Source organism: Streptomyces sp. NPDC088147, assembly GCF_044741565.1.
Lineage (GTDB): Bacteria > Actinomycetota > Actinomycetes > Streptomycetales > Streptomycetaceae > Streptomyces.
The window spans coordinates 1139261-1164382 of sequence record NZ_JBIUSY010000001.1; the positions used below are offsets into that span (position 1 = coordinate 1139261).

Consider the following 25122-nt stretch of genomic DNA (forward strand, 5'->3'; position numbering starts at 1 on the left):
CGTTTTTCGCACTCTTTAATGTAACAAAACTCATTACCTCAAGGATGGATGTCATGGGACAGCTGGAAAACAAGGTGGCCCTCGTGACCGGCGGCTCGACGGGCATCGGGTTCGCCACCGCACGCCGGTTCGCCGAGGAAGGCGCCACCGTCTATCTGACCGGGCGGCGCAAGCCCGAACTCGACGCCGCGGTGGAAGCCATCGGGGAGCGGGCCGTCGGCGTACAGAACGATGTGTCGAACCTCCGGGATCTCGACACGCTCTTCGAGACGATCGGGACCCGCAGCGGACGGCTGGACATCGTCGTCGCCAACGCGGGTGGCGGCGGACTCGCACGGCTCGGGAAGATCACCGAGGAGCACTACGCCTCCACCTTCGACACCAACGTCAAGGGGCTGATCTTCACCGTGCAGAAGGCCCTGCCGCTGCTGCCCGACGGCGCGTCCGTGATCGTGCTCTCCTCCACCAACGCCTCGCTCGGCATCGAGGCGATGAGCGTCTACAGCGCCACCAAGGCCGCCATCCGCAACCTCGCCCGCTCCTGGGCCGCGGAGCTGGCCGGCCGCGGGATCCGGGTCAACGCCATCGCCCCGGGGCCGATCGAGACCCCCGGCATCGAGGGCCTGGCCGGCGACAACACGCAGGCCAGGCAGAAGCTCAAGGACAGCTTCTCGGCCCAGATCCCGCTGGGCCGGATCGGCCGCCCGGACGAGGTCGCCGCGATGGCCGTCTTCCTCGCCTCGGATCAGAGCTCCTTCACCACCGGCGCGGAACTCTTCGTCGACGGCGGCCTCGCCCAGATCTGACCGTCCCGCACCCGTGAGTCGACGGCCATTCGTGTGAACCCGAAGCGATGGTGTGACCGGCCCGTTCCTCCTGGGAATGCATGGGCTCCGGGCACCGACTCGCGTGCCCGTCCAGCGACCGGTCCGATGCCGACCTGTGTGCGGTCCGGACCGGGCGAAGGGAGCCACGCAGATGATCGCTGTGCGACGCATAGCCGCTGCCGCGGTGCTGGCGGCGCTGGCCGGCATATCCGCGCCTTCCGCATACGCCGCCTCCGCGGCCACCGATGACGCGCCGTTCCTGAAGGCGATTCACCAGGGCAACCTGGCAGAGATCGCGGCCGGACAGAGCGCCCGCAAGAACGCGACGGCCACGTGCGTGAAGACGGTCGGCGCCACCCTGGTGCGCGACCACAGGAAGCTGGACGTCGGCGTCAAGGCGTTGGCGAAGAAACTGGACGTCACACTGCCGTCCTCGCCGTCCGCCGCGCAGGAGAAGACGATGACGGCCTTGCAGGGCCAGGTGGGCACGAGCGCCTACAACACCTCCTGGCTGAAGACGGAGGCCAAGAGCCATGAGGAGACGCTGGCCCTGATCGACCGTGAGGTCTCCAAGGGAGGCAACGCCGAGGTCAAGGCGGCGGCCAAAGCGGCACGCCCCGTCGTGGCCAGGCACCTGAAACTGATCCGTGCCTGCGAGGCGCGCGTCACCCCGTCGTGACCCCCGCGGACAGCGACGGAGACTGGTGGCGGCCTCGGGGACCCGGCCGCCGGCCGCGACAGGCGGCGAGGGCCGCGGGGCAGTCGACGACAGCCCCGCGGCCCTTCCGATGCGCCGCTCGTACACGGGCCGGCCGGTGGCGGGAGGGCTCAAGCAGCAGCGGCCGCAGCCCCCGCGCGACGGCCGGAGAAGATGCAGTCCGCGATCGACAGCCCGCTGACGTACGAGTGGGAAGCGACGCCCACAGCACTGCGTCCCGCCGCGTACAGGCCCTCGATGGCCGCTCCGCCCTCGGTGAGGACGTTGCCGGTGTCGTCGTGCACCGTCAGGCCGCCCAACGTGATCATTGGGCTGGGAAAGAAGAGGGGACTCCGCAGAGAGACGTCGAAGGCGTAGTAGGAGCCCTGGCCGAGCTGGTGAAGGTAGGCATCGGGCTTGCCCAGGGGGTCTGTGCCAAGGGAGTTGTACGTCTCGACCGTCGCCCGCAGACCCGCCGGGTCGATGCCTGTCTTGCGGGCCAGCGCCTCGATCGTGCGCGCCTTTTTGTGGCCGATCGTCAACAGGTAACTCATCTGCGCCCGCTGGAAGAAGACGGTCTGGGAGCGCATCTCCTTCCACGCCGTGTCGACGAGTGCCTTGTCGATGACGAGATAGGCGTGTCCGTTGTGGGAGGTGACGATCTCGCTGCCGATCGTCGCGCCGTACAGAAGCTCGTTGCAGATGCGTTCGCCTTCGCGGTTCACCAGGACGCCGCGTGCCAGAGAGGCCGGCGGCGTATAGAAGCGCCATACCGAGACCCGGTCGAGGTGGCCGGTCGCGCCGCCCGCCTCGACGCCCAGACGGATACCGGAGCCGTCGTCGCCGATCGTTCCCAGCGGCTGCCCCTCGAGGTAGGCCGGGGCGTGCTCCGCGAGCATCTGTCCGTTGTAGACGAAACCACCCGCCGCGACGATCACGCCCTTGCGCGCCCTGACGCGATAGGTCTTCGCATGCCTCGCCTCAAGACGCTCCACAAGGCGGTTGAGCGGGGCGGCGCCCGGCGGGAAGTAGTTGTTGAGCTTGGCGAGCCGCGCCGAGGCCACCTTGTGGACGCGGGCCGCACGCCCCGGGGGAAGGGCCGCGTACTCGACACCGATCACGCGGCCCTCCTCGATGATCAGCCGCTGGGCCCGCGCCTGCGTACGGAGCCGGATGCCCCGGTCGTGGGCCGCGCGTGCCAGGGCCCCGAACAGCTTCTTGCCCGAGTCGAGACCATCGGCGACCGCTCTGTGGCCGCGCGGCGCGGGCTCGGCCGCGTCGCTGTACGGCGGGAACTGCTCGTTGCCCGAGTAGTAGAGGAAGTAGTCGTTGGTCGGGTAGGACGTCTTGAACGGGCTGAGCGAGCCGTCGAATGACACGCCGAGCGACTCCAGCCAGGCCAGATGGGCAGCACTCTCGTCGCAGAAGCGCCGCAGCACCGCGTCACTGACCACCCCGGCGGTCTCCTTCCGGAGATAGGCGAACATCGCTTCAGGGGAGTCGGCCATGCCGGCCTGCCGCTGTTGCGGTGTGCCGCCTCCCGCGTAGACGACCCCGCCGCTCTCCTGCGTGGCGCCACCGCCGGAGAACCGGTCGAGCACGAGGACATCCGCCCCCTGGTCGGCGGCCTCGATCGCCGCGGAGGCACCCGCGCCGCCAAATCCGATCACCACTACATCGGCCTCAGCGTCCCATTGCGGACCCTTCATGACTCTCTCCCTCATTGAGCTGACGCGTCACACTTGAATCACCCAGTACATTGTGGAACCGAGTGTCAGTCTGGAAACTGTAGCTCATAGCTGTGAGCGGGACTCAGGAGAGAGGTAGGATCACGGGGTGAATGACGGAGGGCCGCGTACGAGCACGAGAGACATCGCACGGTCTGCCATCAGGGAGGAGTTGTCCCAGGTGGCCTTCGACCTGTTCCGCCGTGAGGGATTCGACAACGTCACCATCAACGACCTGGCCGCGGCCTGCGGAGTGTCCCGCAGTACGTTCCTGCGCTACTTCGGCAGCAAAGAGGACGCCGTCCTCGGCGCCGTCGACGGCCAGGGCGAACGAGTGGCGTCCGCGCTGCGGGCGCGCCCCGCGGACGAGGAGGACTGGACGGCTCTGCGACGCGCGCTGGACGCCCTTGTCGGGCCCTGGCACCGGGATCCGGTCACGGCGCTCGCCACGACGCAGCTTGTCGTGGGAACCCCTGCCCTGTGCACGCGGCAGTGGGAGAAGCAGAACTCCTGGCTGCCCGGCCTGGCTCGGGCGCTCGCCGAGCGTTCCGGCCCTTCAGGGCCCTCACCCCTGGCTCAGTCGGTGAAGGCAGCGGCCGCCCTGGACTGTCTGAACGTGGCCATCGACCACTGGACCGCGTCCGACGGCCACCTGGACCTCGTCGATCTCCTGGACGAAGCCTTCGCCACGCTCGCCCCGCGCTGAACCGGCGGTGACGGCCGGCGCTGTCGGTCCCGCCGTCCCGCCACCGCCGCCGCCACCGGACGGCGGTTCATCGCCGGGCGCTCTTCCAACTGGCCCAGGCCAGCGTGGCGAGCAGCGCGGCGATGGCGATGTCGCCGATCCCGATCGACGTGCCGGCGCGCTCGTTCAGTGAGGCGAGGGACCCGACGGCGAGGGCTGCGAAGAGGATGGCCAGGACGGTCCAGAACGCTCTCACGGCGGCCCCCAAATGTGGAACATGGTCGCCCACATTAGCGGTCGGCCCGTACCACGTGCGGGAGTTCGTACGATCCCGGCCGTCGGGGGCGCCGTGAATACGTCAAGAACGCGCCCGGTGGATTCCCCGCCCCGAGCCCTTGCGGCCCGGGGAGCGGCGACGTCCGGCCCCGGTCCCGGTCCCGGTCCTGGGAATCCTCGTACCGCACGGTTGTTGCACCAGGTGTGAGTATCGCAGCGACTGTTCCCTTCTCCGTGCTGGACCGCTCCCGTATCCGTGAGGGGTCCGACGGTCCGCGGGCGCTGCGCGACACCGTGGCGTTCGGCCGGCGGATCGAGGCCCTCGGCTATCACCGCTTCTGGGTCTCCGAGCACCACAGCGTGCCGGGCGTCGCCGGCTCGGCGCCGACCGTACTCGCGGCAGCCGTGGCCGCCGCCACGTCGACGATCCGCGTCGGGACCGGCGGCGTGATGCTGCCGAACCACCAACCGCTTGTCGTCGCCGAGCAGTTCGGAGTACTGGAATCCCTCTTCCCCGGCCGTATCGACATGGGGCTCGGGCGGTCGGTGGGGTTCACCGACGGCATACGCAAGGCACTCGGCCGGGACAAACAGGACGCGGCCGACTTCCCGGGGCAGCTCGCCGAACTCCTCGGATACTTCACCGGCACCCAGACCGCGCACCCCCAGGTCCATGCCCACCCCGCCGAGGGGCTGCGGGTCCCCGTCTTCGTCCTGGCCACCGGGCAGGGCGCGCGGGTCGCGGCGCGGGCGGGGCTGCCGCTGGTCATCGCCGCCGTACGGGGTGAGGAGGCGATGCTCCGGGCCATCGAGGAGTACCGCCGGGACTTCCGCCCCTCCGCCTGGGGCGAGCGGCCGTATGTCGTCCTGTCCGGCACGGTCGCGGTGGCGGAGACCACGCGGGAGGCTCACGAACTGCTGCTCCCGGAGGCCTGGTCGACGGCGTACTCCCGCACCCACGGGGAATTCCCGCCGCTGGCCCCGGTCGAGAGGATTCTCGCGACCACCATGACGGAGCGCGAACGCGCACTGTTCGAGGAGGCGCGGCAGGGTCAGTTGTACGGTACGGCGGACGAGGTGGCGGCCGGTCTCAAGAACCTGCTGGCGCGCGGCGAGGCCGACGAGTTCCTGGTCACGACCAGCACCTACGACCGTGAGGCGCTGCTCGACTCGTACACGCGGCTGGCCCGGCTGCTGGGGCTGACCGGCGAGCCGTCGGCCGTGTGAGCGGGAAGCCGTCCGGGACGCCGGTGCGGGCGAGGAAACGCCGGTGCGGGCGAGGAGCGGAAACCGATTCACCCGGTGACTCGTCCTGGGGGGCAAGGGCAGCGACTGGACGGGAGGCCATGGTGGTACGGGCGCGGGCGGACAGCGGTGCGACGTCGACGGTGAGGGCGGCGCTCCGGCGTGCGGGGCGGCGGGCTCCGGGTGCGGACGCGCGGGGAGACGCCGGGGGACGGTCGGCCTGGACGCGGGGGCGGGTACTCGCCGCGCTCGCGGTGCTGACGGCCGGTCTGCTGATGTTCCACCGGGCCGTGCCCAACTCCCCCATCCGCCTGGGCAGTTCGCTGGAATCGTTCCTGCCGTGGCTCGGCCTGGTGGGTGTGGTGCTGCTCGGTCCGGCGCTGCTGCGCCGTTCGGCCCTCGCGCTGGTGGCCCTGCTGCTGCCGGTGGCCGCCTGGACGTACCTCTTCGGCGGACTGCTCCTGCCCGGGGCGACGTCCGGCGCGCGCGAGCTGGTCGTGGTGCAGCACAACGTCAGTGACGAGAACACCGATCCCGCGGGCACGGCACGCACCCTGGCCGACGCCGAACCCGATCTCGTCGCGCTGGAGGAGCTGTTGCCCCCCGCGCTGGCGGTCTACGAGAAGACCCTCGCCCCGGACTACCCGTACCACGCGGTCCGGGGCACCGTCGGGCTCTGGTCGAAGCATCCCCTGACCGGCACGAGGCCGGTGGACATCAAACCCCGGGAAATCACGGAGAACTGGAGTCGCGGGCTGCGGACCGTGGTCCACACGCCGCACGGCGAGATCGCGGCGTATGTCGCGCACCTGCCTTCGGTCCGCGTCCGGGCGAGCGGTCTCGCGTCCTCCTGGCGCGACGAGAGCGCCGGTCTGCTGGGCGAGGCCGTCGCCGCCGAGAAACTGAGGACCGTGGTCCTGCTGGGCGACCTCAACAGCACCGTCGACGACCGTGGCCTGGCCCCGCTGACCTCACGGATGAACGTGGCGGAACGGGGCTTCGCCTTCAGCTTCCCGGCCGCGTTCCCGCTGGCCAGGATCGACCAGGTCATGGCCCGCTCGGGGACCGTCGGCCACATCCGCACCCTGCCCGCCACCGGTAGCGACCACCTGCCGGTGGCCGCCCGGATCACACTGAACTGAAGGACGGCGCGGTCGCCTTGGCGCGCGTCGGGGCGGGGGCTCCCCCGGCGCGGCTGCCGCGCGGGGACCATCCCCCGCCGGGCTCCGGGCTTTTGTGCCTCCTTCGGGTCCGCCGGATGCCGGGGTATGGCAGAGTCGTGCAGGTGGATGAGCTGCGACTTCAGGATCCCGAGCGCATAGGCGCGTGGCGCATTCTCGCCCGGCTCGGTGCGGGCGGCATGGGACAGGTGTACCTCGGCCGTTCGCCCGGCGGACGGCTGGTGGCGGTGAAGGTGATCCGTGACGAGATCAGCGATCACCCCGAGGCGCTGGCCCGGTTCCGGCGGGAAGCCGCGACCGTGGAAACCGTACGCAGCGCCTACACCGCCCAGTTGATCGAGGCGTCGCTCGACACGTCTCCGTACTGGCTGGCCACCGAGTACGTACCGGGCCCCACACTGCGCGACGCCGTGGGCGTGAACGGCCCGTTCCCGCCCGAGAGCGCTCTGCGGCTGCTCGCCGCGCTCGCCGAGGGGCTGGCCGCGGTCCATGCCCACGGGGTCACGCACCGGGACCTGAAACCGCAGAATGTCATCCTGGCGCCGCAAGGACCGCAACTGATCGACTTCGGCATCGCCCGAGGACTCGAACAGACGATTCTCACCCGGGACGGATTCGCCCCCGGGACACCGGGATACGCCGCGCCCGAGGTCGTCATGCGTAACGACGTCGGCCCGGCGGCGGACATCTTCGCGCTGGGAGCGACGCTCGCCTACACGGCGACCGGCCGGCCTCCGTACGGGGTGGGCGACGCCGCGGCGGTGAGCTACCGGGCCGTGCACGAGGACATCGATCTGACGGGCGTACGGGACGATCTGGCCGCGCTGATCCGGCGGTGCGTCGCCAAGGACCCGGCGCAACGGCCCGCACTGGCCGCGGTGATCGCCGGATGCGCGGTGGACTCGGCGCTGGCCGCCGATGCCCATTACCGCTCGGTGGCCCGCGATACCGACCCGGTACCCCTGTCCGGGCCTGTGAAAAGCCCGCCGTCCTCGTCCGGCGCGGGCGCGCACGTGCCGTCTGAGCGTGAACCGGGGACGGTCACACCTGTCGCACCTGTCACGTCGGCACCATCTGCACCGCTCGCGGATCGCGGCCCGGTGCAGCCCGCTCCCGCACCGGCGGCGGGGACCGCGTTCTGGGCGTACTCCGACACCACACCGAACGACGAGCCGGAACACCGGCCGCCCGCCCGGCGCGGACGTCGTGGAGCCCTGTTCGCCGTATGCGTGGTGGCGCTCCTCGTGCCGGTCGCGGTCTGGCTGCTCCCCGGAGAGGACGGCGAGGACTCCGGCGCGACACCCACGACCGATGCCGCCGCGTCCGGGCCGGCCACCAGGGAACCGGCGGAGGGTCCGCCGGCCACCGCGAAACCGGCGGAGGGGCCGCCGGACCACATCGTGAACAACCGCGTCTCGCAGGACCGCTGGACCCTGTCGGACGATCCGGAACAGGCCGCCCAGGGCATCGGCTCGTGCGACCTGGCAAGTCTCACCGAGTCCTTTCCGCCGGCCGACCTGCGGTCCTCCGTCTCGCACACCACCGGTTCGGACACGGCCTCGGTGGAGCTGCGCCCCAAGGACGCCGGCGAGGGAAAGCGTCCCGCGCCGTACTACGTGTCCGTGGGGATACGGCCCCCGCACGAAACCGACCGCACCACCGGGCGCCCCCTCCGGTCGACGGCGAAGGGCATCGGTTTCACCAGCAAACCCGTGGACCTCTACTCCCAGTGGTCGTCGGGCGGAACCATCAAGCTCAGCTACCCCAAGGACTTCCGGGCCCACTTCGACAACCGGACCGTCGACGCGATCCCGGTCGGAGACGACCGGGGCGACTGGACCGTGGTGCTGTACCACGTCGAAGGCGGACCCACGAAGTACACGACCATCGTGTGCAACGGCTTCCACGCCTGAGCCACGAAGAGGGCGTGTCCGACCGCATAATGCGGCGATGAACAGCAACCACGTGGTTTTCGATTGCGGCCCGACCATCGAGGAGCGGCTCGGGAAGCTCGCCGAGATGTGGATCCGTGAGGGTCGTGGCCGCGACCATCTGGTGACCGGCAAGGCGTTCTTCACGCTGTACTCCTGGCATCTCCAGCACTGGACCGATCACGACATCACCTGGGCGGAATACGTCGCCGCCTCGTACGACGCCATCGGTGGCAGCGACGGCTGGTCGGCCATGCTGCGCGAGCGCGCCTTCTGCGAGAGCTGCGGGGACAGATACCGCCTGGAGAACATCGGGGTGTGCACCGGATGCATGCGGTACACGTGCTACTCCTGCGGCGGCCACGGGACCTGCGGCGGCACGGTGGTCTGACCGGCCCCGGCCGTGGACGGGGTCTTTGATCGGCGGCGTCGATCAACCGATCGAGAAGCGCTCTTGGACGCTCGGTGATCCAGGACGTCAGGATGTCGGAGCGTTCCCCGACTTGATGGACGACGAGCCGCCGTGGGCCGGAAGTGCGGGGCGCCTCCGAGGAGTCCTGTGTCGATTTCGCCTGCCCTGAACACGTACGTCCGGACCGACTCGGGGGCGTCGCGTTCATGACGCACAGCCAGTCCGGAATACGGGAAACCGACGACGACGCCCGCTCCGCGAAGAAGCCCCGGGCCCGGTGGTGGAGAGTCGCCGAGCCGAGGCCACCCCGGCGTACGGTCGCGTCGGCGGCTGTCACCACATCGGTCGCGCTGACCGTTCTGGTGGCCGTCGGGACGCTCACGCACCAGACGGTGCTGATACCGCCCCTCGCGGCCACGACGGCGATCGTCACGGCGACTCCCGCCTCGCCGCTCGCGCAGCCCCGCCATGTCCTCGGTGGACATCTGCTGTCCTGTCTCGTCTGTTTCGCGGTCCTCGCCCTCGGCTGGCACGGCCCCTGGGCCGCCGCGCTGGCCTGCGGCGTGGCCTGTGGTCTCGGGCTCGTCTGCAAGGTGGCCCATCCACCGGCCATGGCGACCGCCGTCATGATCATGCTCACCGAACCGCAGGCCACCCGCTTCGTACCCCTGCTGGCCGCGGGCGCGGCGCTGCTCGTCCTGGTGCAGGTGGTCTCCTCCCGTGTGCAGCGAGAGGTGTATCCCACCGCCTGGTGGTGAGCCGGAGAGAGCGGCCTCAACCGGCGTCTCGCAACCGCTGGTTGATTCCCCGGTGCGGGGTGCGGCCGAGTCCCGCCGCGCGCCACCGCGCACACCGCGCGGTCCCCAACTGGCTGTCCGGCCACGCCCGTCGGCGGGCTGGGCCCCCCGACTGGGCCCCCGGGCCCTGCGTTTGGGCCCGGACCCATCCTTAGGCTGCTGTCGCTCGGGGGAACGGGTGATGACGCTGGCGAGGAGAGCAGATGAAGGGCTCCGACAGGCTCCGCATATGGCATGAGCATGATGAGGTGCGGAGTGGCCAGGGCCTGCGCCGGCGCGGAGACCGGGGTCAGAGCGGGGCCGAGTACGCGGCGATGGTGGGGGTGGTGTCCCTGGTCGTGGCGGGGATCGTCGGGCTGAGTGTGCCCGCCGACGAGGCGACCGGGCTGAAGAGCGCGGTGTGCCGCATACTTCACCCGCTGAGCGGCGCCGAAGCCTGCTCCTCCGGCGACTACGCGGGCGACGGAGACGGTGACGGGGGCGATGGAGGCGACGACGGCGGAGGCGGGCCCGACGACCCCTTCGTGCCCAACGGGGACCCGTTCGAGCCCGCGAAGTGTCTGCTGTCCCAGGACCAGACCAAGGCCACCGTCGTCATCCAGGTGGCCTTCATCAAGATCAGCAGCTCGGAGACGGTCAAGCTCCAGCAGTGGTCGGACGGCACCGTCACCCTGGAACGGGTGAACGAGACCTCGGGCGGGGTCACGGCGAGCATCTCCGCGGGCATCCCCGGACTGAAGGACTGGGGCGGCAGCGCCTCGCTGAGCGGAAGCTATCTGAAGGGCAGCGGAAACGGCGGCCAGTGGCTCTTCAACGGGAACAAGAGCGGCGACCCCCAGGCGGATCTGGCGGCCAACCTCGAAGACGCGCAGAAGTTCGCCGCGTACCTCAGAGCGAATGACGGCTGCAAATTCCAGAGCGGGTACAACCCCGGGGCGGCGATGGGAGCCTGCCAACAGGACGCCGCCACCAAGAAACCCGATCTCGATCCCGAGTTGGCGCCGGATGTCGACATCACCAAGACCTCGACCGAGGCGTCCGGTGGTGTGAGCTTCGGAAAGACCTTCAAGAGCAATGGCAAGAGCGGCAAGGACACCAAGGGCGGTAAGGACGGCAAGGGCGCCGACGGCCCCAAGGACCTCGGCAGCATCTCCTTCGAGGGGCTCTCGGGCGCGATGACCGAGGACGTGGTCGTCATGCGCGCCAAGACCGGCCCGGACGCCGGGAAGATCACCTTCGTCTACACCTTCTCCGTCAGCGGTACGGCGGGCGGGGTCGCCCAGGCCAAGGGCAGCAGGATGCAGCAGGTCGCGGTCACCTACGACGCGGCGGCCTACGACCAGGAGGAGAAGGACGACAAGCCGCACCACCCGCAGAAGCTGACGATCACCACCAGCCAGGAATCCGGAGACGGCCCCGGCATCCAGACCGGCGCGGGAGCCAACGCCGGTCCGGTGACGATCGACGTCGGGGGCGGCGGCGGAACCGTCCAGTCGAAGATCCACACCGAGTCCGCCGAGGTCACCCTCGACAACGACACCGACAGCACCGCCGTCGAGGACTGGCTCCGCGGACGCGGCGACGCCCCCGCCAGCAACCCGCTCCCCACCCCCTCCGACGCCGCCGAAGCACTGGACGACGACGCGGGACCCATCGAGCGCCTGATGCACGACAAGGGCAAACTCTCCCGGCTCGACTACAACGCCAACACCGACTGGTGGAACGCCTCCCTCGGCATCGGCTTCGGCATCTCCGCCGGACAGGTCAGCCTCGGCTTCAAACTCTTCGGCATCGACATCACCCACGAATCCAAGGAACAAACGATCACCGGCGACCCGACCTACGCCACCGGCCCGCAGAGCGGCGGCGCCCGGCCCTGGGTCGAATGGAAGAACTGCACGCGGACCAAGCCCATCCCGACCTGACCGGCAGGACCACATCCGGGACCGTCCGCCCCAGATCTCCCATGCGTCCCACGCGCCACCGGGACCCGTACGCACACCTGTGTGTCCGCAGGTCAGAGCCTGCAACAGCGACAACGACGGCGCCCGGGGCGGAAGTTCGCCCCGGGCGCCGGGGTCTGTACCAAGTCTTTACCCGGCCCTTGACGATTAACTGTAAACAATCCTAACTTTTAACCGCCACCCCCGTGGAGCGCACCACATCCATGGACCCCCACCACGGATTTGTCATGTCCGCATCATGAAGGGTCTTGCCATGTCCCCATCGCTCCTCAAGAGACTGCGTCCCACCGCCGCCCTCGCCCTGGCCGGAGCCCTGTTCCTGGGCCTCGGCGCTACCGCACAGGCCGGCGCCACCGCACAGGCCGGCGCATCCGCCCCGGCCACAGGCCAGGACCGTATCTCCCAGGCCGCCCCCGCGGCGGACACTCCGGTCAGCGTCAACGGCAAGGTCCGCGTCTGCGGCACCAAGCTCTGCAACGCCTCCGGCACCCCGATCCAACTGCGCGGGATGAGCACCCACGGCACCCAGTGGTACGCGCAGTGCGTGACCGACGGTTCACTGGACGCCCTCGCCAACGACTGGAACGGCGACATCCTGCGCGTCTCCACCTATGTGCAGGAGGGCGGCTACGAGACCGACCCGACCAGGTTCACCGACCTCGCCAGCCGGATCGTCGACCAGGCCACCGCCCGCGGCCTGTACGTGATCGTCGACTGGCACCAGCTCACCCCGGGCGACCCCAACGCCAACACCGCCCGCGCCCGCACCTTCTTCACCGAGATGGCGCGCCGCCACAAGGACAAGGTCAACGTCCTGTGGGAGATCGCCAACGAGCCGAACGGCGTCTCCTGGCCGCAGATCAAGAGCTATGCCGAGACCATCATCCCGGTGGTCCGGGCCCAGGACCCCGACGGCGTCGTCCTCGTCGGCACCCGCGCCTGGTCCTCACTCGGCGTCTCCGACGGCGCCAACGAGACCGAGGTCGTCAACAACCCGGTGAACGCCGCCAACATCATGTACACGTTCCACTTCTACGCCGCGTCCCACAAGTCCGAGTATCTGAACACACTGTCCCGGGCCGCGGACCGCATCCCCATGTTCGTCACGGAGTTCGGCACCCAGAACTACGCGGGTGAGGGCGCCAACGACTTCGCCCAGTCGCAGCAGTACATCGACCTGATGGCCCAGAAGAAGATCAGCTGGACCAACTGGAACTACTCGGACGACAACCGGTCCGGCGCCGTCTTCAAGACCGGCACCTGCGCCCGCGGCCAGTGGACCGGCACCTCGGTCCTCAAGGAGGCCGGTATCTGGATCCGCGACCGGATCCGCAGCGGCGGCTTCTAGGGCGTGTGGCGAAAGTCCCGCCTGGAACCCTGCCCGGACGGCAGTGGCACATGAGGGGCCCTCTTCCCGGATCCGGATCCGGGAAGAGGGCCCCGGCTCTTTCCCGAACAGCGCCTGGCCGGAGGAGAGTTGCGGTTCGCCGCGCCGGCGCCGCCGACCACGATCTCGTCCGACCGGCTCCAGGGAAACAACGGGTTCCAGGACGAGTTCTTCTCCACGGAAGCCGGGCGCTCCGGCCTCACGGCTGCGCGTGCTTCGGCAAGGTGAGGATCTCGGCTCCGTCTTTGGTGATGGCGATGGTGTGCTCACTGTGGGCCGTCCGGCAGCCTGTCGCACTCCGGAGCGTCCACCCGTCCGCATCGGTGACGAGCTGAGCGGTGTCCGCCATGACCCAGGGCTCCAGTGCCAGCAGCAGCCCGGGGCGCAGTTTGTATCCACGGCCGGGCCGTCCGGTGTTCGAAACATGCGGGTCCTGGTGCATCGTCGATCCGATGCCATGACCTCCGAACTCGGTGTTGATCGGGTACCCCGCCTTGCCGAGGACCGTACCGATGGCATGCGAGATGTCGCCGATGCGAGCCCCGGGCCCGGCGGCGGCGATCCCCGCCGCCAGCGCGCGTTCGGTCGCACCGATCATGGCGACGCTCTCCGGGGGCCGCGCGTCGCCCACGATGAAGCTGATGGCGGAGTCCGCGGCGACTCCGCCCTTGGAGACGGCGAGGTCGAGTGTCAGCAGATCGCCATCGGCGAGTGTGTAGTCGTACGGCCGCCCGTGGAGCACGGCGTCGTTGACGGCCGTGCAGATGTAATGGCCGAACGGGCCGCGCCCGAAGGACGGCTCGTAGTCGACGTAACAGGACAGCGCTCCCGACTCGACGATCATGGCCTTGGCCCACCGGTCGATGTCCAGAAGGTTCGTGCCGATCACGCTACGGCTCTTCAGCGTCTGAAGGATGTCAGCGACCAGGGCGCCTGTGTCTTTCGCTCGGGCCAGGAGGGTGGAGTTCAGGATCTCGATCATGCGGCGTCCTTCTCGTGCAACCAATAACTATACCGGCCATACTGTACCGGTACTGGAATTGGAGGCATGGTCGGGCTGCCACTCACGAGCCGCGTGGCCGCCCTCGCCGCCGCGTACGATCGGCCGGTGAACGAGACCGTCACCCTGCATGCGGGCGCCACGCCGTCCGCTCCCGCCCTCGTCCTCCGCCCCTGGCGCATGGAGGACGCTGCCGCACTCGTCGAAGTGTTCCGGGATCCCACACTGCGCCGCTGGACCAGCTCGGCCGTGGAAGACGAGGCCGGTGCGATGCGGTGGGTGCGGGCCATGGAGCAGAGCTGGGCGGCGGGAGACCGCTTCGGTTTCGCGGTTCTCGACACGCAACCCGCCTCGCCCCACAGGCAGTTGGCGGGCCATGTGGTCCTGAAGGGGGCATCCTCCGGCAAGCCGTCGGCCGAGGTGGGCTACTGGACCGCGGCGCATGCCCGCGGGCGGGGGGTGGCATCGCGCGCTGTGGAGGCTCTCACCGACTGGGCCTTCCGCGCCTTGGGGGCCGACGGGTTGGAGCGTCTGGAACTCCTGCATCAGGTGGACAACCCGGCCTCCTGCCGCGTGGCGCACAAGAGCGGGTACCACCTCGACACGGTCCTGCCCGCGGCGCCGCCCTCGTTTCCCCGCGAGGGTCATCTGCACATACGGCGGATGATCATGGATGGCTCCTGAGCGATCCCTGTTCGCCCACGACCGTGCTCGCCACTCCGGACGGAGACTTCATGAGTGACAAGATCGCCCTGTCGACATGGCCCACGCCGATGGAGCCGATGCCTCGCCTCGCGGCGGCCCTGGGCCTGGACGGGGATGACCTCTGGATCAAGCGGGACGACCTGATCGGCCTCGGAGGAGGCGGCAACAAGGTCCGCAAACTGGAATGGACCGTCGGCGCCGCGGTGGCGGCGCGTGCGGACACACTGGTCACCACTGGTGCCCAACAGAGCAACCATGCCCGTCTCACCGCGGCCGCGGGCGCCCGGCTGGGCCTTGATGTCGTACTCGTCCTTCCCGGAACGTCCGAGAGCGCGGCGGACGCTTCCGGCAACCTTGTTCTCGACAGCCTCTTCGGAGCCCGCGTCTTCTGGGCCGGCGACGGCGGTCCCGGCACCATGGCCGACGTGGCCGAAGAGGTCTGCCGGCGGCTGAGCCGCGACGGAGCGCGGCCGTATGTGATCCCCTTCGGAGGCTCAAGTCCCCTCGGAGCGCGAGGTTACGTCGAGGGTGGCGAGGAGATCCGTTCCCACTTGCCCGATGTGGACCATGTCGTCGTGGCGGTGGGGTCCGGGGGCACCATGGCCGGCCTGACGGGTGCGCTCGGGGCGGAACGTGTGCTCGGCGTGCACTGCGGGGCGGTGGCGGATCCGGCCGCCACCGTGGCCGCGCTCGCCGGCCCGCTCACCCCACGCGGCATCGCTCCCGATTCCCTGCGCATCCGTACCGACCAGGTCGGCGCGGGATACGGGGTCCTCCATGAACCGGTCCTGGAAGCGATGAGGACAACCGCGGCCACCGAGGGCATCGTTCTGGACCCCGTCTACAGCGGGCGTGCCATGGCCGGACTCATCGCCGCTGTGCGGGATCGCGACATCCGCCGGGGCGAGCGCACCGTGTTCCTCCACACCGGGGGGCTTCCGGGGCTGTTCGGACACGCGGAGACCGTGCACCGATCCGTCACAGCGCTGCGGTCCTACGACCCCGTGTGAGCGGGGTTCATTCTCCGGCGGCTTCCCCCGGTTCGTGCCGCCGCTCGAACCGGGCACGCGCGGCGTCGTGGGCGCCGCGCAGAAGCCGCACGACCGTGCCCGTCGTCCTCTCACCGGGATTGACGACGGAGATCCAGCCGAGCGCGCCGTACACCGGGTGCGGCACCACACTGTCGGCCGCCGCGTAGTCGCGAGGGCGGCTGAGACCGCGCGGCTCCTCCCCCGTCAGCTCCCGGAACGTCGTCCGGTCGACGTGCACGTTCACACGCCGGCGGCCCGGATGATCAAGGTCGGAAGCGGTGTCGTCGGGGTAGTTCTTGGTGACGATCGTCCCGTAGGGCTGGACGTTCCGAGGCATCTGCCCGTCGGGGGCGTAGTAGAAGAACGCGTCTCCCCACACGAGCTCGGGGAAGTCGCCTCCCGGTTCCGGGCTGAAGACGAGTGCGCCGTCGAAGCTTCGCACGGCCGCGATGATCTGTTCCATACTCATGGTTCAAGCATCACCTTCAAGTGCTTATGTGGGGTTGGCCGATGGGGAAGCCGGTGAGCGGTCCACAACAGGGGCCGCTCCGAACAGTCGATGTCGCCAGGGAGTCGGGGTATTCCGTACAGCAGGTTCGCGACCTGGAACGGCTGGGTGTCCTTCCTCCAGCCGCTCGGTCGAGCAACGGCTACCGTTCCTACACGCCGCTTCACGTGCACGCCCTTCGCGCCTATCGAGGACTCGCCGGTGCCGTTGGTCCCGTCGAGGCCCGGCAGCTGCTCGCGGAGCTGCGAACCAAGACGATCGCGGAGGCTGCCGCGGGGATCAGCGCGGTGCATGTCCGGCTCGCGCGGGAACGGGACGAGGCCCTGCGGGCGCAAGATGCGCTGCGCGCGATCCAGGCCGAGGCGGACACATCCGCGTTCGAGCGGGAGACTGACGCGATGACGATCACGGAGCTGGCCGGAGCGCTCCATGTACGTCCTTCGGCTCTGCGGTTCTGGGAGCAGGAAGGGCTGGTCATCCCCGAGCGCGTGACGTCACTGCGGGCACGTCGCTACGGTCTCTCGGCGATCGGGGCGGCCAGAATCGTCGCGGCCCTGCGCGGCGCCGGCTACGGCATTCCGGCGGTGCGCGAGATCATGGACTCCCTGCACCGGCTCGACGGTCTGGAAGCGGCCCAGCACATCCTGCGGCGACGTCTGGACCAGATCGCCATGCGGACCGTGGCGCTGCTCCGGGCGGGCGCGGACTTGGCAGCCGTCGTGGCGCCCGCCGGACAATGACGGCTTCTAGCGAGCGGCGATGCGGCCGGAGCCGACAACGGCACGGACGTGTCGCTGGTCGATCAGGTGGGAGATGTCCGCGAGGGGGTCGGCGTCCAGGAGGAGGGCGTCGGCAACGCTTCCCACGGTGATGGTTCCCCTCGTGGGAAGCTGACCGACCTTCTCTGCCGCCCGGCTGGTGGCGGCGGCGATGACCGCCCAGTTCGGCACGCCGGCCTTCGCGAACAATTGCAGCTCACGCCGTAGTGCGCGGGCGGGTGTGGGCATGACCCTCGCGATGTCACTGCCCGCGACGAGTCTGACGTCGGCTTCCTGGAAGATCGGCAGCGTACGCATGGCGTAGTCGAATCGGATCCGGCACTCGTCCGCGGGGTGCTTGGGAAACGGTTGACCGTAGGTGGGACGTGCGGCGATCTCCTTGGCCTCGTCCGGGGTGAGAATGCCGTCGGTGTCGAGCCGGTCCAGGTAATCGGGGTACGCGCCGAAAGCCAGCTGCTCCCAGGTGGCGATCGTCGGGCAGTAGAGCGTTCCCGCTTCGGCCATGAGGGCGGCGAGTTGCTCGGCTTCGCTCAGGTCGCGGGGGTCTCGCGGGATCGGAGAGTGCTCGATGCAGTCGGCGCCCGCCTGGATCGCCTCCCGCATGTCGGTGCCCGTCGCGATGTGCACGAATACCTTTTTGCCTGCCGTGTGTGCGGCGGAGATGATCACCTCAAGCGCTTCCGGGGGCAGTCGTCGGCCGCCTCCGGGCTTGCCGTCGAACATGCACTTGATGTAGTCGACCTCACTGAGCCGCAGTCCCCGAAGGCAGCGGCGTGCATCGTCGGCACTGCCCACTTCCATGACCCCCGAACGGTCACCCTTGAGGCCGGTCACAGGCCAGCCGTCGATACCGGTGAACGCCACTTCAGTGGTGAACAGCGACGCCATGGCGCTGTCCGCCTTGCTCACGTCGCGCAATTCGGGACTCAGCTCCGGCATACCCCCCAGATCGCACACCGACGTGACGCCCTCCGCGAGATATCCGGCAAGCACGTCCCGCAAGTGGGCGGTCCGCTCGGGCCGGGGGAGCGACGCGCCGTAGTCCCTCAGGTGGGTGTGACCTTCCCACAGGCCAGGCAGCAGATAGCCACCACGGCCGTCGAGCACCGGCTCGCCGGCCGGCGTCGGTGCACTCTCAGTGCTCGACGGGCGGATGTCCGTGAACCGTCCGTCCGCGATGTGGACATCCATCCCGGCCCGCGGAGCGCTGCCGGTGCCGTCGACGACAGTCACGTTCCGAATGATCATCTGCGTCTCCGTAGGTCAGGGTCAATTACATAGGCACCTATGCATCCATCATACATAGGCACCTATACAATGTGCACGTGATGCTTCCAACTCCGAGTTCGCCGCCCGCTTCCCTGGTCAACACCGCCGCCCGCGTGCTGGCCCGGCTCAACGACCGCCGACTGCGACCGCTCGGGCTGAGCTTCGGACAGGTGCCGGTGCTGGCCGCACTGGCGACGGGAGGCCCGCTCCCCCAGAAGGAGCTGGTCCGACTGGCCCGGATCGAACAGCCGTCCATGGCGCAGCTGCTGGCACGCATGGAGCGCGACGGACTGATCGAACGCGCACCCGATCCCGACGACCGGCGCGTGAGCCTGATTTCATTGACCGACGCGGGCATGGCGAAGCTGCCCCAGGCCCGCTCGGCACTCCTGGACACCAATAACCGGGCACTCGACGGCTTCAGCGCCCAGGAGATCGAGACCTTGCAGAGTCTGCTGCGCAGATTTCTCGCGAATCTCGACCAGGAACTCGCCGATCAGAAATAGCGCCACCGGCAGCGATCGAGCGCGGCCGGCGCACCACAGCCTTCCTCGATGACGTCGCCGCCGGACGCGACGTCATCGCCATCGCCGCCGCGCCCCTGTCAGCCTGGCCGTCCTGCCGGCCTCCGGCCCCGCCGCTGGACCGCATGGTCCCCAACTGGCGCCCAACTGGTCCCCAGAAGAACGGAAAAGGCGGTACCGGATTTCTCCGATACCGCCTACGACCTGCGAAAACGCTGGTCGGGACGACAGGATTTGAACCTGCGACCCCTTGACCCCCAGGAGCAGGGGTCATCCCTTTTGTCTGCACATACAGCTAGAAATTAGGGAGCATGGCGCGGGGCGACGTGCGTGCCGTTCAGGTGTGCGGACACCGTGTGGTCCCCAACTGGTCCCCATGGGGCACGTTCCGTTGGCCAGCGATCGCCACAGCAGCAAGGACGACACCGCGCAACGGTGACTCATCCGACAGTCGTGTCTGTTGGACGAGGGTGGGGCGGCCGGGCTCTCGGAATCCGGCCGTATCCGGGACGTTGGAACGGGGTGAGGTGGCGAGGCCGGTGAAGTGTCGCCTCAGTGGGCGGGCAGACGGAGACAGGTGAAGTCCTTCGTGGTGAGGACACCGAGGAGGTCTTCGCCCGCGAGGGCAACGGCGTCCACCCTGGCGCCGGGATGGACACGGAAGGCCACTCGATCAGCGTCGGCGTCCAGGAAGGTCAGGCTTTGGTCGGGGCGGACGACGAGTGCGAGGCGGCGGCCGTGCACGGTCAGCAGCCGGAGGATCGGGTAAGCCCGGCGGTGGCTCATGTCCTCGTAGCGCCACAGCGGCTTGCCCGAGAGGGCGTGGAACACCGAGATTCCGCCGTCGAGCAGGACGCCGATCACCGGTTCGCCGCGCCACAGGCCCAGGTGATGGCCACTCAGCCGAGGGACGGAGGACCTGAGCAGAGAGAAACCGGGCGCGCCGTCCGGGAAGGAGTAGACCTGGATCCCACCGCCTTGTGCGTGTGGCACCGCGGCGAGCAGGTTTCCCTCGTGTTCGACGTACTGCACCGGTACCCCGTTGCCGTGCGTGCTCCACTGCCCGATCAGCTCTCCGTCCAACGACCATGCTCTGAACCAGTCGCTGTGGGGGCCGACGATCACGTCCTTGCCCTGGAGCCGGCCGAGTCCTGGTGTCAGACGGTTCGGGAGCCGCAGGTCGAGCGGGTCTTTGCCGAGGAAGGTCACGTGGGTCGGGCCCCAGAACATGTCCTGCCAGCTGTATCGCAGGGGTGGCAGTTCCCGGTGGCCGACTGTGCGGTGGTTCGAGGCCGCGTGCCCGCGCGGGGGAGTCACATCGTCCCCCGTGGCGGCGTCAAGGAACCTGTCGAGGACGAAGAACGACTGGCGGCCGGCGTACTGACCAGCGCTCAGGGTGGGCCGGAGCCTGTTGCGGTGTTTACGCCGACTCGGCGGACCCGTCGGTGACCGCAGGGTCCACACCCTCGGAGCGGGGCTGTCGCCCTGCCAGGACAGGACGTGATGTCCCTGGGTGTCTGTCCGGACATGGCGGAAGAACGCGGGGGATCCACTGACCGTGGCGGCAGCCCGCAGGCGGCCGTCGAGCCCGACGACACCGAGCTCGTCGTCGGGTTCTCCGTAGCAGAGCAGGAACTTCTCACCGGGAGCCGAGACGAGCTCCGCCCAGCTCAACCGCCGGTATTCCGTCCACTCGGCCAGGTTGTTGCTGCGCACGATCCGCTGGCGCTGCCGATCCGTCGCCAGCGGCGGATTCGCGAGCGTCGAAACCACCCACGTCCTGTCCTCCCATACAGCCACGGAAAGGATCAGGTGGCCCTTGGCACGGCGTGGAGGGGAGGACCTCGTCACCTGCCACCCGGCACCCGGGTCGACGGCCCACTCCCAGATCCGTCCGTTGCCCACGCTGTCCACGTCACTGCCAGCGATCACCACCACGAGTCGCCCCGCGCGCATGCCCATGCCGATCCGCCAGCCGCCGCGCGATCCGTACCACCACAGGGGTGTGTGTCCGACGTGGGGCACCGGGACACGCGTCAGTCCTTTGCCGTCGGTCGGATCCACCAGGAGAATCGCCCCGGGTTCCAGCAGCGCCACGACGGGCCGGCCCTCGACGTCTGTGACCGCCCACGCGAACGCCCGAGTCGGCACCGAGGGTCCTGAGGGGGCGAGGGTACGCAGATCGAAGAGCCCGAGCACCGCCCGGGAACCGAACCCCTCCTGGGCACCGGACAGTACGAGGAGCCGCGAGGACTCCGCTCCGGGCAGCGGGGTGAGGGCCCGAACGGGATGAGCGGCGGCGCCCGGCAGTTCGCCCAGGCTCGTTCCCGTGGCGAAGTCCCACAGCCGTACCCGGTTCGGGGTCTCCGCCGTGACGACCACCTTCCGGCCGTCGAACTCCAGCAGGGCGGCAGCAGTCACCTCACCCTCGTAACTGCCGATCGCCCGGTAGCCCGCGGCCCTGTCGTCGAGGGGCAGGGTCCACTCGGTGTCCCACGGCGGACGCTCGCCGCCCCGGGCCCCTGCCGCTTCGGTGAGCTCATGGGCGCCCGATTGGAGCGCGGACAGCCGGAGTTGGGCCAGCCGTGCCCGTGGATCGGGTTCCCGGGACAGCTCCGGCCCCACCTGCTCGTAGACGGCCCGCGCGGCTCTTGCCGGAGTGGATCGTACGGTCGGCAGCCCTCGTTGCAAGGCCGTCGGTTCGGCGTGGACCAGGAATCCCGGGTCGCACACCAGGTCGTCGAGGAGGCCGCAGCCCGCGGCATGGGTGGCGAGGTGGGCCAGGATGTAGGGGTCCGCTCCGGACCAGTCGCGCAGGCCCGCTGCGGCGCCGGTGGGGACGAGGGAGAGCAGGGCGCGGGTGACGGCGAGCAGGGCACCAGGTGCCGCGTCCGCGCGCAACTCGTCCGCGAACGACTCGTGGTAGAGGCGGTAGACCGAGCGACCGTCGGCGTCCAGTTCCTCGACGATGTGCGCGCCCGCGGCCCGCATCACCCACCGGATGTCGTCCGCCGTCACCGGGACGCCCGTCAGCTCCGAGGCGACCGCCGGCCACACCGTGGCACTGGGCAGCCCCGCACCCTGGGCCAGGGCGAGGGGAAGCAGCAGGGAACGGGCTCGGTCGGCGTCTTCGTGCAGCTGGTCGCGCAGGGCCCAGCGGAAGGCGGGGCCGGCTGTGAGGGACGGTCTGTCCGTGGGACGCGGGATCTGCTGCCGCCAGCCAGGGGTTTTGGTGTCGAGAGGATCGGGGCGGTGGGCGAGAGCCCGGGCGATCAAGCGGGCGACGAGGTAATTGTTGCCCTCGGCGTGCACGGCGATCGCCTCGGCGACCTGCCGGGAGCCGGCGACGCCTTCGTACGCTCCGGTACTGCCGAGACCGTCGGGGGCCCGGAGCAGCTTGTGCGCGTAATCGGCCACGTCTTGGACGCTGCCCCATTGCGGGTCGTCCAGGTCCAGGGTGGTGAACCGGCGGCCCAGGGTTTCGACAACCCTCGGTTGGGTGCCGACGAGGAGCCGTACGCACGGGATCTCCGCAAGGGGCGCGAGAAGCACCGAGGCGATGTGTTCGGCCTCGCCGCCCCTGCCGTCGCCGCTCGCCGTGCCCGCCTCGTCCAGGGCGTCGATCACGAGGACGAGCGGTTCGGACCGCTCCGCCAGAGCATGCAGCAGTTCCTCCCGACCGGTGCCGCCCGGCAGCCCGGCAGCGTCCGCGACCGCCGCGACCAGGTCGAACAGCAGTTTGTGACGGGCGTGGATCGCCGCGTGGATACGCCTCTTTTCCTGGAAGACGCCGAAAAGCCACTCAAGGTCTCGTGGATCGGCCAGGCCGGTCCGTTCGCTCAGTTCGCTCAGGTCGGGCCGACGGGTGACCTCGGAGTTCTCCACGACAAGGCGGCCGAGCAGTGCGGACTTGCCCACGCCTGGGCTGCCGGTTACCACGACTTGACGCTGGGCACTGAACACCATCCGGCGTGGCCGGATGTCCGCGGTCACCATTCTGTGCATGACGTACTCGTCGTCGTCCTCCTTCCCGTGCACCCACGCCGTCAGGGCTCGCAACGCTTCATGCCGCCCGGTGAAGTACGTCCCCCGCTCGGCCGCCCGTTCGGTTCCCCGACCCCGTGGTCCGAAGTGGCTGACCAATTCCTCCCGTCGCCGTCGCCCTTCCGCGCTGAGCGCGACGCGTTGCTCGGAGAGGTCGACGCCCTCCGCCGGAACGTCCGGTGCGTACCGGGGGTTCGGGAACAGCGAGACCTCGTCGCCGCACAGGGTGCCGAAGGTCGCGTGCTGGCCGGGGCTGCGTTCGGCGAGCAGTTCGTTGACCCGGTCGACGACCTGTTCCACGAACAGCTTGCGCTGGCGCGGGCCACCGAGGGTCGGGTCGTCGACGGCGTCGCGCAGGGCCGCGGCGAAGGCGCCGTCCGCGGCGAGTTCGAGTGGCCGGGCGGCGGCGATGACGGAGAACGACGTCAGGCGGTGCTGGTCGGCCTCGCGCGTCGCGGTCAGGCTGCGGGCCAGTTCGCGGACGGCATCAACGGAGCCCTGACCGGCGTAGCAGGTGTCGATGATCAGCAAGAGGCGCCGCAGGCCCGTCTCCGTCACGATGCCGACGACGTCCTCAGTGGCCAGGGCCGTGCCCTTGAGGCGCCCGGGGCGGCTGTCCCTGCACAGAAGGTAGTGGCGGTCGTCGGCGCTGCGGTCGCCGTGGCCGGTGTAGTAGAGGACCAGAGTGCCCTCGCCTCGGTCGTCGTCGGACTCGGCCCAGTCGGCCAGCTCCGTGCGCAGTCCCTCGGTCGTGCAGCCGGAGACCCGGCGCGCGGTACCGTAACCGAGCCGGGACAACACTCCGACCATGACGTCGAGGTCCAGGTCGACGTACGGCAGTTGATCGAGGTGTTCGTACTCCCGGTTTCCCACGACGAGCGCCCACCGGGGTACGGCGGTGTCCGTCACCGCGCTCCCCCGGCCAGGCCCTCGGCTATGGCGGCGCCGGTTTCGGCGGCCGTGAGGTGGTGTTCGAGGGCGTGGGCCCGCCAGCCGTTGTCGACGAGGACGTCGTCGACCGTTCTCGTCAGGTCCGGGAACAGAGGGGCGAGCCGTTTGGCGAGGGCGACGACGTCCCGTCGGTCGCACAGGTTGTGCCAGCGGCGCACCCCACCGGGCCACGCGCCCCGGCCCGCCCGGGGTGCCGGGCGCAGCCGGTCGAAGACCAGGTTGGGGATGCCGAGCGGAGAGCCGATGGTGACCAGGGTCGTGACGGGCCACTCCGGGTGGGCGCACAGCGCCTCGTACGCGATCACGGATCCGAGGGAGTGGCCGACGAGCACGCGGGTCTCGGAGGTCACACAGTCGGCGATCTCCCGCTGGACGCTTGCGCGGACGACGTCGTCGGTGAGATAGCGGTGTACCTGTTTCAAGACCCCGATCAGGAAACGGTCGGCCACGCCCGCCAGGAACGACGACCTGCTGAGCGCGTACAGCGCTCGTTGCACCGAGTACGGTACGGCGGCCTTGCTCCGTGCCGTGCCGGTGCCCGTCGGGTCCGGCGCGGGCACCCGGTCCGGCTCCAGCCGGTTCGCCTCCCGCCAGAGAGCCAGCAGCAGTTCGGTTTCGAACGGATCCGTCACATCACGGTGGGCGTACGCCGGTTCGCCCTTGGCGGAGGTGGTGCCGGGCGGTCGGAACCAATGTCCGTAGAAGGCGACTTCCACGTCGTCGGGCTTGAGCGGCGGGCCGTCGGCCAGGTGTACGCCGTCCAGCAGCGCGGGCGCGACGCTACTGTGCAGCGTGTACTTGCCCAGGTACTGGTTTCCGACGCCGTGCACGATCACGATAGCTGCCATCGGTCTGCTTCCCCCCGCAGGTCCGTCAAGTGCCGAGTAGGCCCGAGATCCTACCGATGGGACACAGCGGTCCGAGACGCCCCCTGCCAACGCCCTTCCGGCGCCGACCCCTTCGGCCAGGCACCAGCCAGAGAGCCGCGCGGGGGCGCTACAGGGCGTACAGGCGGCGTACGGGCTTGGGGCCAGGGAGACTTCGACTCTGGATGGCAGCGGGCTGCGGTCGAAGAACTCGGCACCGTGGAACGGGTCGACTGGTTCAACAAGCGCCTCCACAGCGGGATCGGAGACGTCCCGCCCCACGAGGACGAAACCACCCGCTACACTCAACTCCAGC

General features: G+C 69.6%; 21 protein-coding genes. 14 read left to right on the plus strand and 7 right to left on the minus strand.

The window, feature by feature from the left end; all coding sequences use genetic code 11:
- Nucleotides 1-53 precede the first annotated feature (53 nt).
- Together ACIOGX_RS04100 and ACIOGX_RS04105 are read left to right on the plus strand one after the other, a co-directional pair.
- Nucleotides 54-806: an SDR family oxidoreductase gene (locus tag ACIOGX_RS04100; protein WP_356510711.1), complete on the plus strand. Its 753-nt coding sequence runs from the start codon at nucleotides 54-56 to the stop codon at nucleotides 804-806.
- 172 nt (nucleotides 807-978) lie between these two features.
- Nucleotides 979-1506, plus strand: a complete 528-nt coding sequence (locus ACIOGX_RS04105) for a DUF4142 domain-containing protein (protein ID WP_356510713.1) — start codon at nucleotides 979-981, stop codon at nucleotides 1504-1506.
- 149 nt (nucleotides 1507-1655) lie between these two features.
- Here ACIOGX_RS04105 and ACIOGX_RS04110 read toward each other — a convergent pair whose 3' ends face one another.
- On the minus strand, nucleotides 1656-3233 hold the full coding sequence (locus ACIOGX_RS04110; protein WP_401910107.1) for an FAD-binding protein: 1578 nt from the start codon (nucleotides 3231-3233) through the stop codon (nucleotides 1656-1658).
- A gap of 199 nt (nucleotides 3234-3432) precedes the next feature.
- Here ACIOGX_RS04110 and ACIOGX_RS04115 point away from each other — a divergent pair, with 199 nt between their 5' ends.
- Nucleotides 3433-3957: a TetR family transcriptional regulator gene (locus ACIOGX_RS04115; RefSeq protein WP_356510717.1), complete on the plus strand. Its 525-nt coding sequence runs from the start codon at nucleotides 3433-3435 to the stop codon at nucleotides 3955-3957.
- A gap of 67 nt (nucleotides 3958-4024) precedes the next feature.
- Here the strand turns inward: ACIOGX_RS04115 and ACIOGX_RS04120 are convergent, their stop codons facing one another.
- Nucleotides 4025-4192: a hypothetical protein gene (locus ACIOGX_RS04120; RefSeq protein WP_356510719.1), complete on the minus strand. Its 168-nt coding sequence runs from the start codon at nucleotides 4190-4192 to the stop codon at nucleotides 4025-4027.
- Between the two features lie 224 nt (nucleotides 4193-4416).
- Between ACIOGX_RS04120 and ACIOGX_RS04125 the strand changes: the two genes are divergently transcribed.
- The 7 genes from ACIOGX_RS04125 (at nucleotide 4417) to ACIOGX_RS04155 (ending at nucleotide 13090) form a co-directional block, all read left to right on the plus strand.
- Nucleotides 4417-5439, plus strand: coding sequence for an LLM class flavin-dependent oxidoreductase (locus tag ACIOGX_RS04125; protein WP_401910111.1), 1023 nt, complete (start codon nucleotides 4417-4419; stop codon nucleotides 5437-5439).
- A 293-nt stretch (nucleotides 5440-5732) separates the two neighbouring features.
- Entirely contained in the window at nucleotides 5733-6599 is an 867-nt protein-coding gene (locus ACIOGX_RS04130; RefSeq protein WP_401910536.1) for an endonuclease/exonuclease/phosphatase family protein, read from the plus strand.
- Between the two features lie 143 nt (nucleotides 6600-6742).
- A complete protein-coding gene (locus tag ACIOGX_RS04135) occupies nucleotides 6743-8551 on the plus strand; it encodes a serine/threonine protein kinase (protein WP_401910114.1) in 1809 nt (602 codons plus the stop codon).
- Between the two features lie 37 nt (nucleotides 8552-8588).
- The gene (locus ACIOGX_RS04140) at nucleotides 8589-8960 is read left to right on the plus strand and encodes a hypothetical protein (RefSeq protein ID WP_387011888.1); all 372 of its coding nucleotides are present in this window, start codon (nucleotides 8589-8591) and stop codon (nucleotides 8958-8960) included.
- A 227-nt stretch (nucleotides 8961-9187) separates the two neighbouring features.
- The gene (locus ACIOGX_RS04145; RefSeq protein WP_383963496.1) at nucleotides 9188-9739 is read left to right on the plus strand and encodes an HPP family protein; all 552 of its coding nucleotides are present in this window, start codon (nucleotides 9188-9190) and stop codon (nucleotides 9737-9739) included.
- A gap of 287 nt (nucleotides 9740-10026) precedes the next feature.
- Nucleotides 10027-11703, plus strand: a complete 1677-nt coding sequence (locus tag ACIOGX_RS04150; protein WP_401910117.1) for a hypothetical protein — start codon at nucleotides 10027-10029, stop codon at nucleotides 11701-11703.
- A gap of 292 nt (nucleotides 11704-11995) precedes the next feature.
- A complete protein-coding gene (locus ACIOGX_RS04155) occupies nucleotides 11996-13090 on the plus strand; it encodes a glycoside hydrolase family 5 protein (RefSeq protein ID WP_401759708.1) in 1095 nt (364 codons plus the stop codon).
- Between the two features lie 238 nt (nucleotides 13091-13328).
- On the opposite strand, the gene map is transcribed toward ACIOGX_RS04155, so the two are convergent.
- Nucleotides 13329-14111: a type I methionyl aminopeptidase gene (map, locus tag ACIOGX_RS04160; RefSeq protein WP_383971501.1), complete on the minus strand. Its 783-nt coding sequence runs from the start codon at nucleotides 14109-14111 to the stop codon at nucleotides 13329-13331.
- A gap of 126 nt (nucleotides 14112-14237) precedes the next feature.
- Between map and ACIOGX_RS04165 the strand changes: the two genes are divergently transcribed.
- Nucleotides 14238-14813, plus strand: coding sequence for a GNAT family N-acetyltransferase (locus ACIOGX_RS04165; RefSeq protein ID WP_356510737.1), 576 nt, complete (start codon nucleotides 14238-14240; stop codon nucleotides 14811-14813).
- 50 nt (nucleotides 14814-14863) lie between these two features.
- Nucleotides 14864-15844, plus strand: coding sequence for a D-cysteine desulfhydrase family protein (locus tag ACIOGX_RS04170; RefSeq protein ID WP_356510739.1), 981 nt, complete (start codon nucleotides 14864-14866; stop codon nucleotides 15842-15844).
- 7 nt (nucleotides 15845-15851) lie between these two features.
- Here the strand turns inward: ACIOGX_RS04170 and ACIOGX_RS04175 are convergent, their stop codons facing one another.
- The gene (locus ACIOGX_RS04175; protein WP_387012142.1) at nucleotides 15852-16328 is read right to left on the minus strand and encodes a DUF6194 family protein; all 477 of its coding nucleotides are present in this window, start codon (nucleotides 16326-16328) and stop codon (nucleotides 15852-15854) included.
- A 47-nt stretch (nucleotides 16329-16375) separates the two neighbouring features.
- Between ACIOGX_RS04175 and ACIOGX_RS04180 the strand changes: the two genes are divergently transcribed.
- A complete protein-coding gene (locus tag ACIOGX_RS04180; RefSeq protein ID WP_401759713.1) occupies nucleotides 16376-17113 on the plus strand; it encodes a MerR family transcriptional regulator in 738 nt (245 codons plus the stop codon).
- A 6-nt stretch (nucleotides 17114-17119) separates the two neighbouring features.
- Here ACIOGX_RS04180 and ACIOGX_RS04185 read toward each other — a convergent pair whose 3' ends face one another.
- Entirely contained in the window at nucleotides 17120-18385 is a 1266-nt protein-coding gene (locus ACIOGX_RS04185) for an amidohydrolase family protein (protein WP_401910123.1), read from the minus strand.
- A gap of 95 nt (nucleotides 18386-18480) precedes the next feature.
- Here ACIOGX_RS04185 and ACIOGX_RS04190 point away from each other — a divergent pair, with 95 nt between their 5' ends.
- Nucleotides 18481-18927 (plus strand): MarR family winged helix-turn-helix transcriptional regulator, encoded by a 447-nt coding sequence (locus ACIOGX_RS04190; protein WP_401910539.1) that lies wholly within the window; start codon nucleotides 18481-18483, stop codon nucleotides 18925-18927.
- Nucleotides 18928-19497: 570 nt separating this feature from the next.
- On the opposite strand, the gene ACIOGX_RS04195 is transcribed toward ACIOGX_RS04190, so the two are convergent.
- Nucleotides 19498-23898 (minus strand): caspase family protein, encoded by a 4401-nt coding sequence (locus tag ACIOGX_RS04195; protein WP_401910125.1) that lies wholly within the window; start codon nucleotides 23896-23898, stop codon nucleotides 19498-19500.
- Nucleotides 23895-24788 carry a hypothetical protein gene (locus tag ACIOGX_RS04200; RefSeq protein WP_401910128.1) on the minus strand — a complete coding sequence of 298 codons (894 nt, stop codon included), beginning with the start codon at nucleotides 24786-24788 and terminating at the stop codon, nucleotides 23895-23897. Before ACIOGX_RS04200 ends, ACIOGX_RS04195 begins: the two co-directional genes overlap by 4 nt.
- Nucleotides 24789-25122: the final 334 nt, after the last annotated feature.

Bases quoted from the DNA above. Each gene is read 5' to 3' on its own strand.
- ACIOGX_RS04100 (WP_356510711.1), top strand. From the start codon at position 54: ATGGGACAGCTGGAAAACAAGGTGGCCCTCGTGACCGGCGGCTCGACG.
- ACIOGX_RS04105 (WP_356510713.1), top strand. From the start codon at position 979: ATGATCGCTGTGCGACGCATAGCCGCTGCCGCGGTGCTGGCGGCGCTG.
- ACIOGX_RS04110 (WP_401910107.1), bottom strand. From the start codon at position 3,233: ATGAAGGGTCCGCAATGGGACGCTGAGGCCGATGTAGTGGTGATCGGA.
- ACIOGX_RS04130 (WP_401910536.1), top strand. From the start codon at position 5,733: ATGTTCCACCGGGCCGTGCCCAACTCCCCCATCCGCCTGGGCAGTTCG.
- ACIOGX_RS04140 (WP_387011888.1), top strand. From the start codon at position 8,589: ATGAACAGCAACCACGTGGTTTTCGATTGCGGCCCGACCATCGAGGAG.
- ACIOGX_RS04145 (WP_383963496.1), top strand. From the start codon at position 9,188: ATGACGCACAGCCAGTCCGGAATACGGGAAACCGACGACGACGCCCGC.
- ACIOGX_RS04155 (WP_401759708.1), top strand. From the start codon at position 11,996: ATGTCCCCATCGCTCCTCAAGAGACTGCGTCCCACCGCCGCCCTCGCC.
- map (WP_383971501.1), bottom strand. From the start codon at position 14,111: ATGATCGAGATCCTGAACTCCACCCTCCTGGCCCGAGCGAAAGACACA.
- ACIOGX_RS04170 (WP_356510739.1), top strand. From the start codon at position 14,864: ATGAGTGACAAGATCGCCCTGTCGACATGGCCCACGCCGATGGAGCCG.
- ACIOGX_RS04175 (WP_387012142.1), bottom strand. From the start codon at position 16,328: ATGGAACAGATCATCGCGGCCGTGCGAAGCTTCGACGGCGCACTCGTC.
- ACIOGX_RS04180 (WP_401759713.1), top strand. From the start codon at position 16,376: ATGGGGAAGCCGGTGAGCGGTCCACAACAGGGGCCGCTCCGAACAGTC.
- ACIOGX_RS04190 (WP_401910539.1), top strand. From the start codon at position 18,481: ATGCTTCCAACTCCGAGTTCGCCGCCCGCTTCCCTGGTCAACACCGCC.
- ACIOGX_RS04200 (WP_401910128.1), bottom strand. From the start codon at position 24,788: ATGGCAGCTATCGTGATCGTGCACGGCGTCGGAAACCAGTACCTGGGC.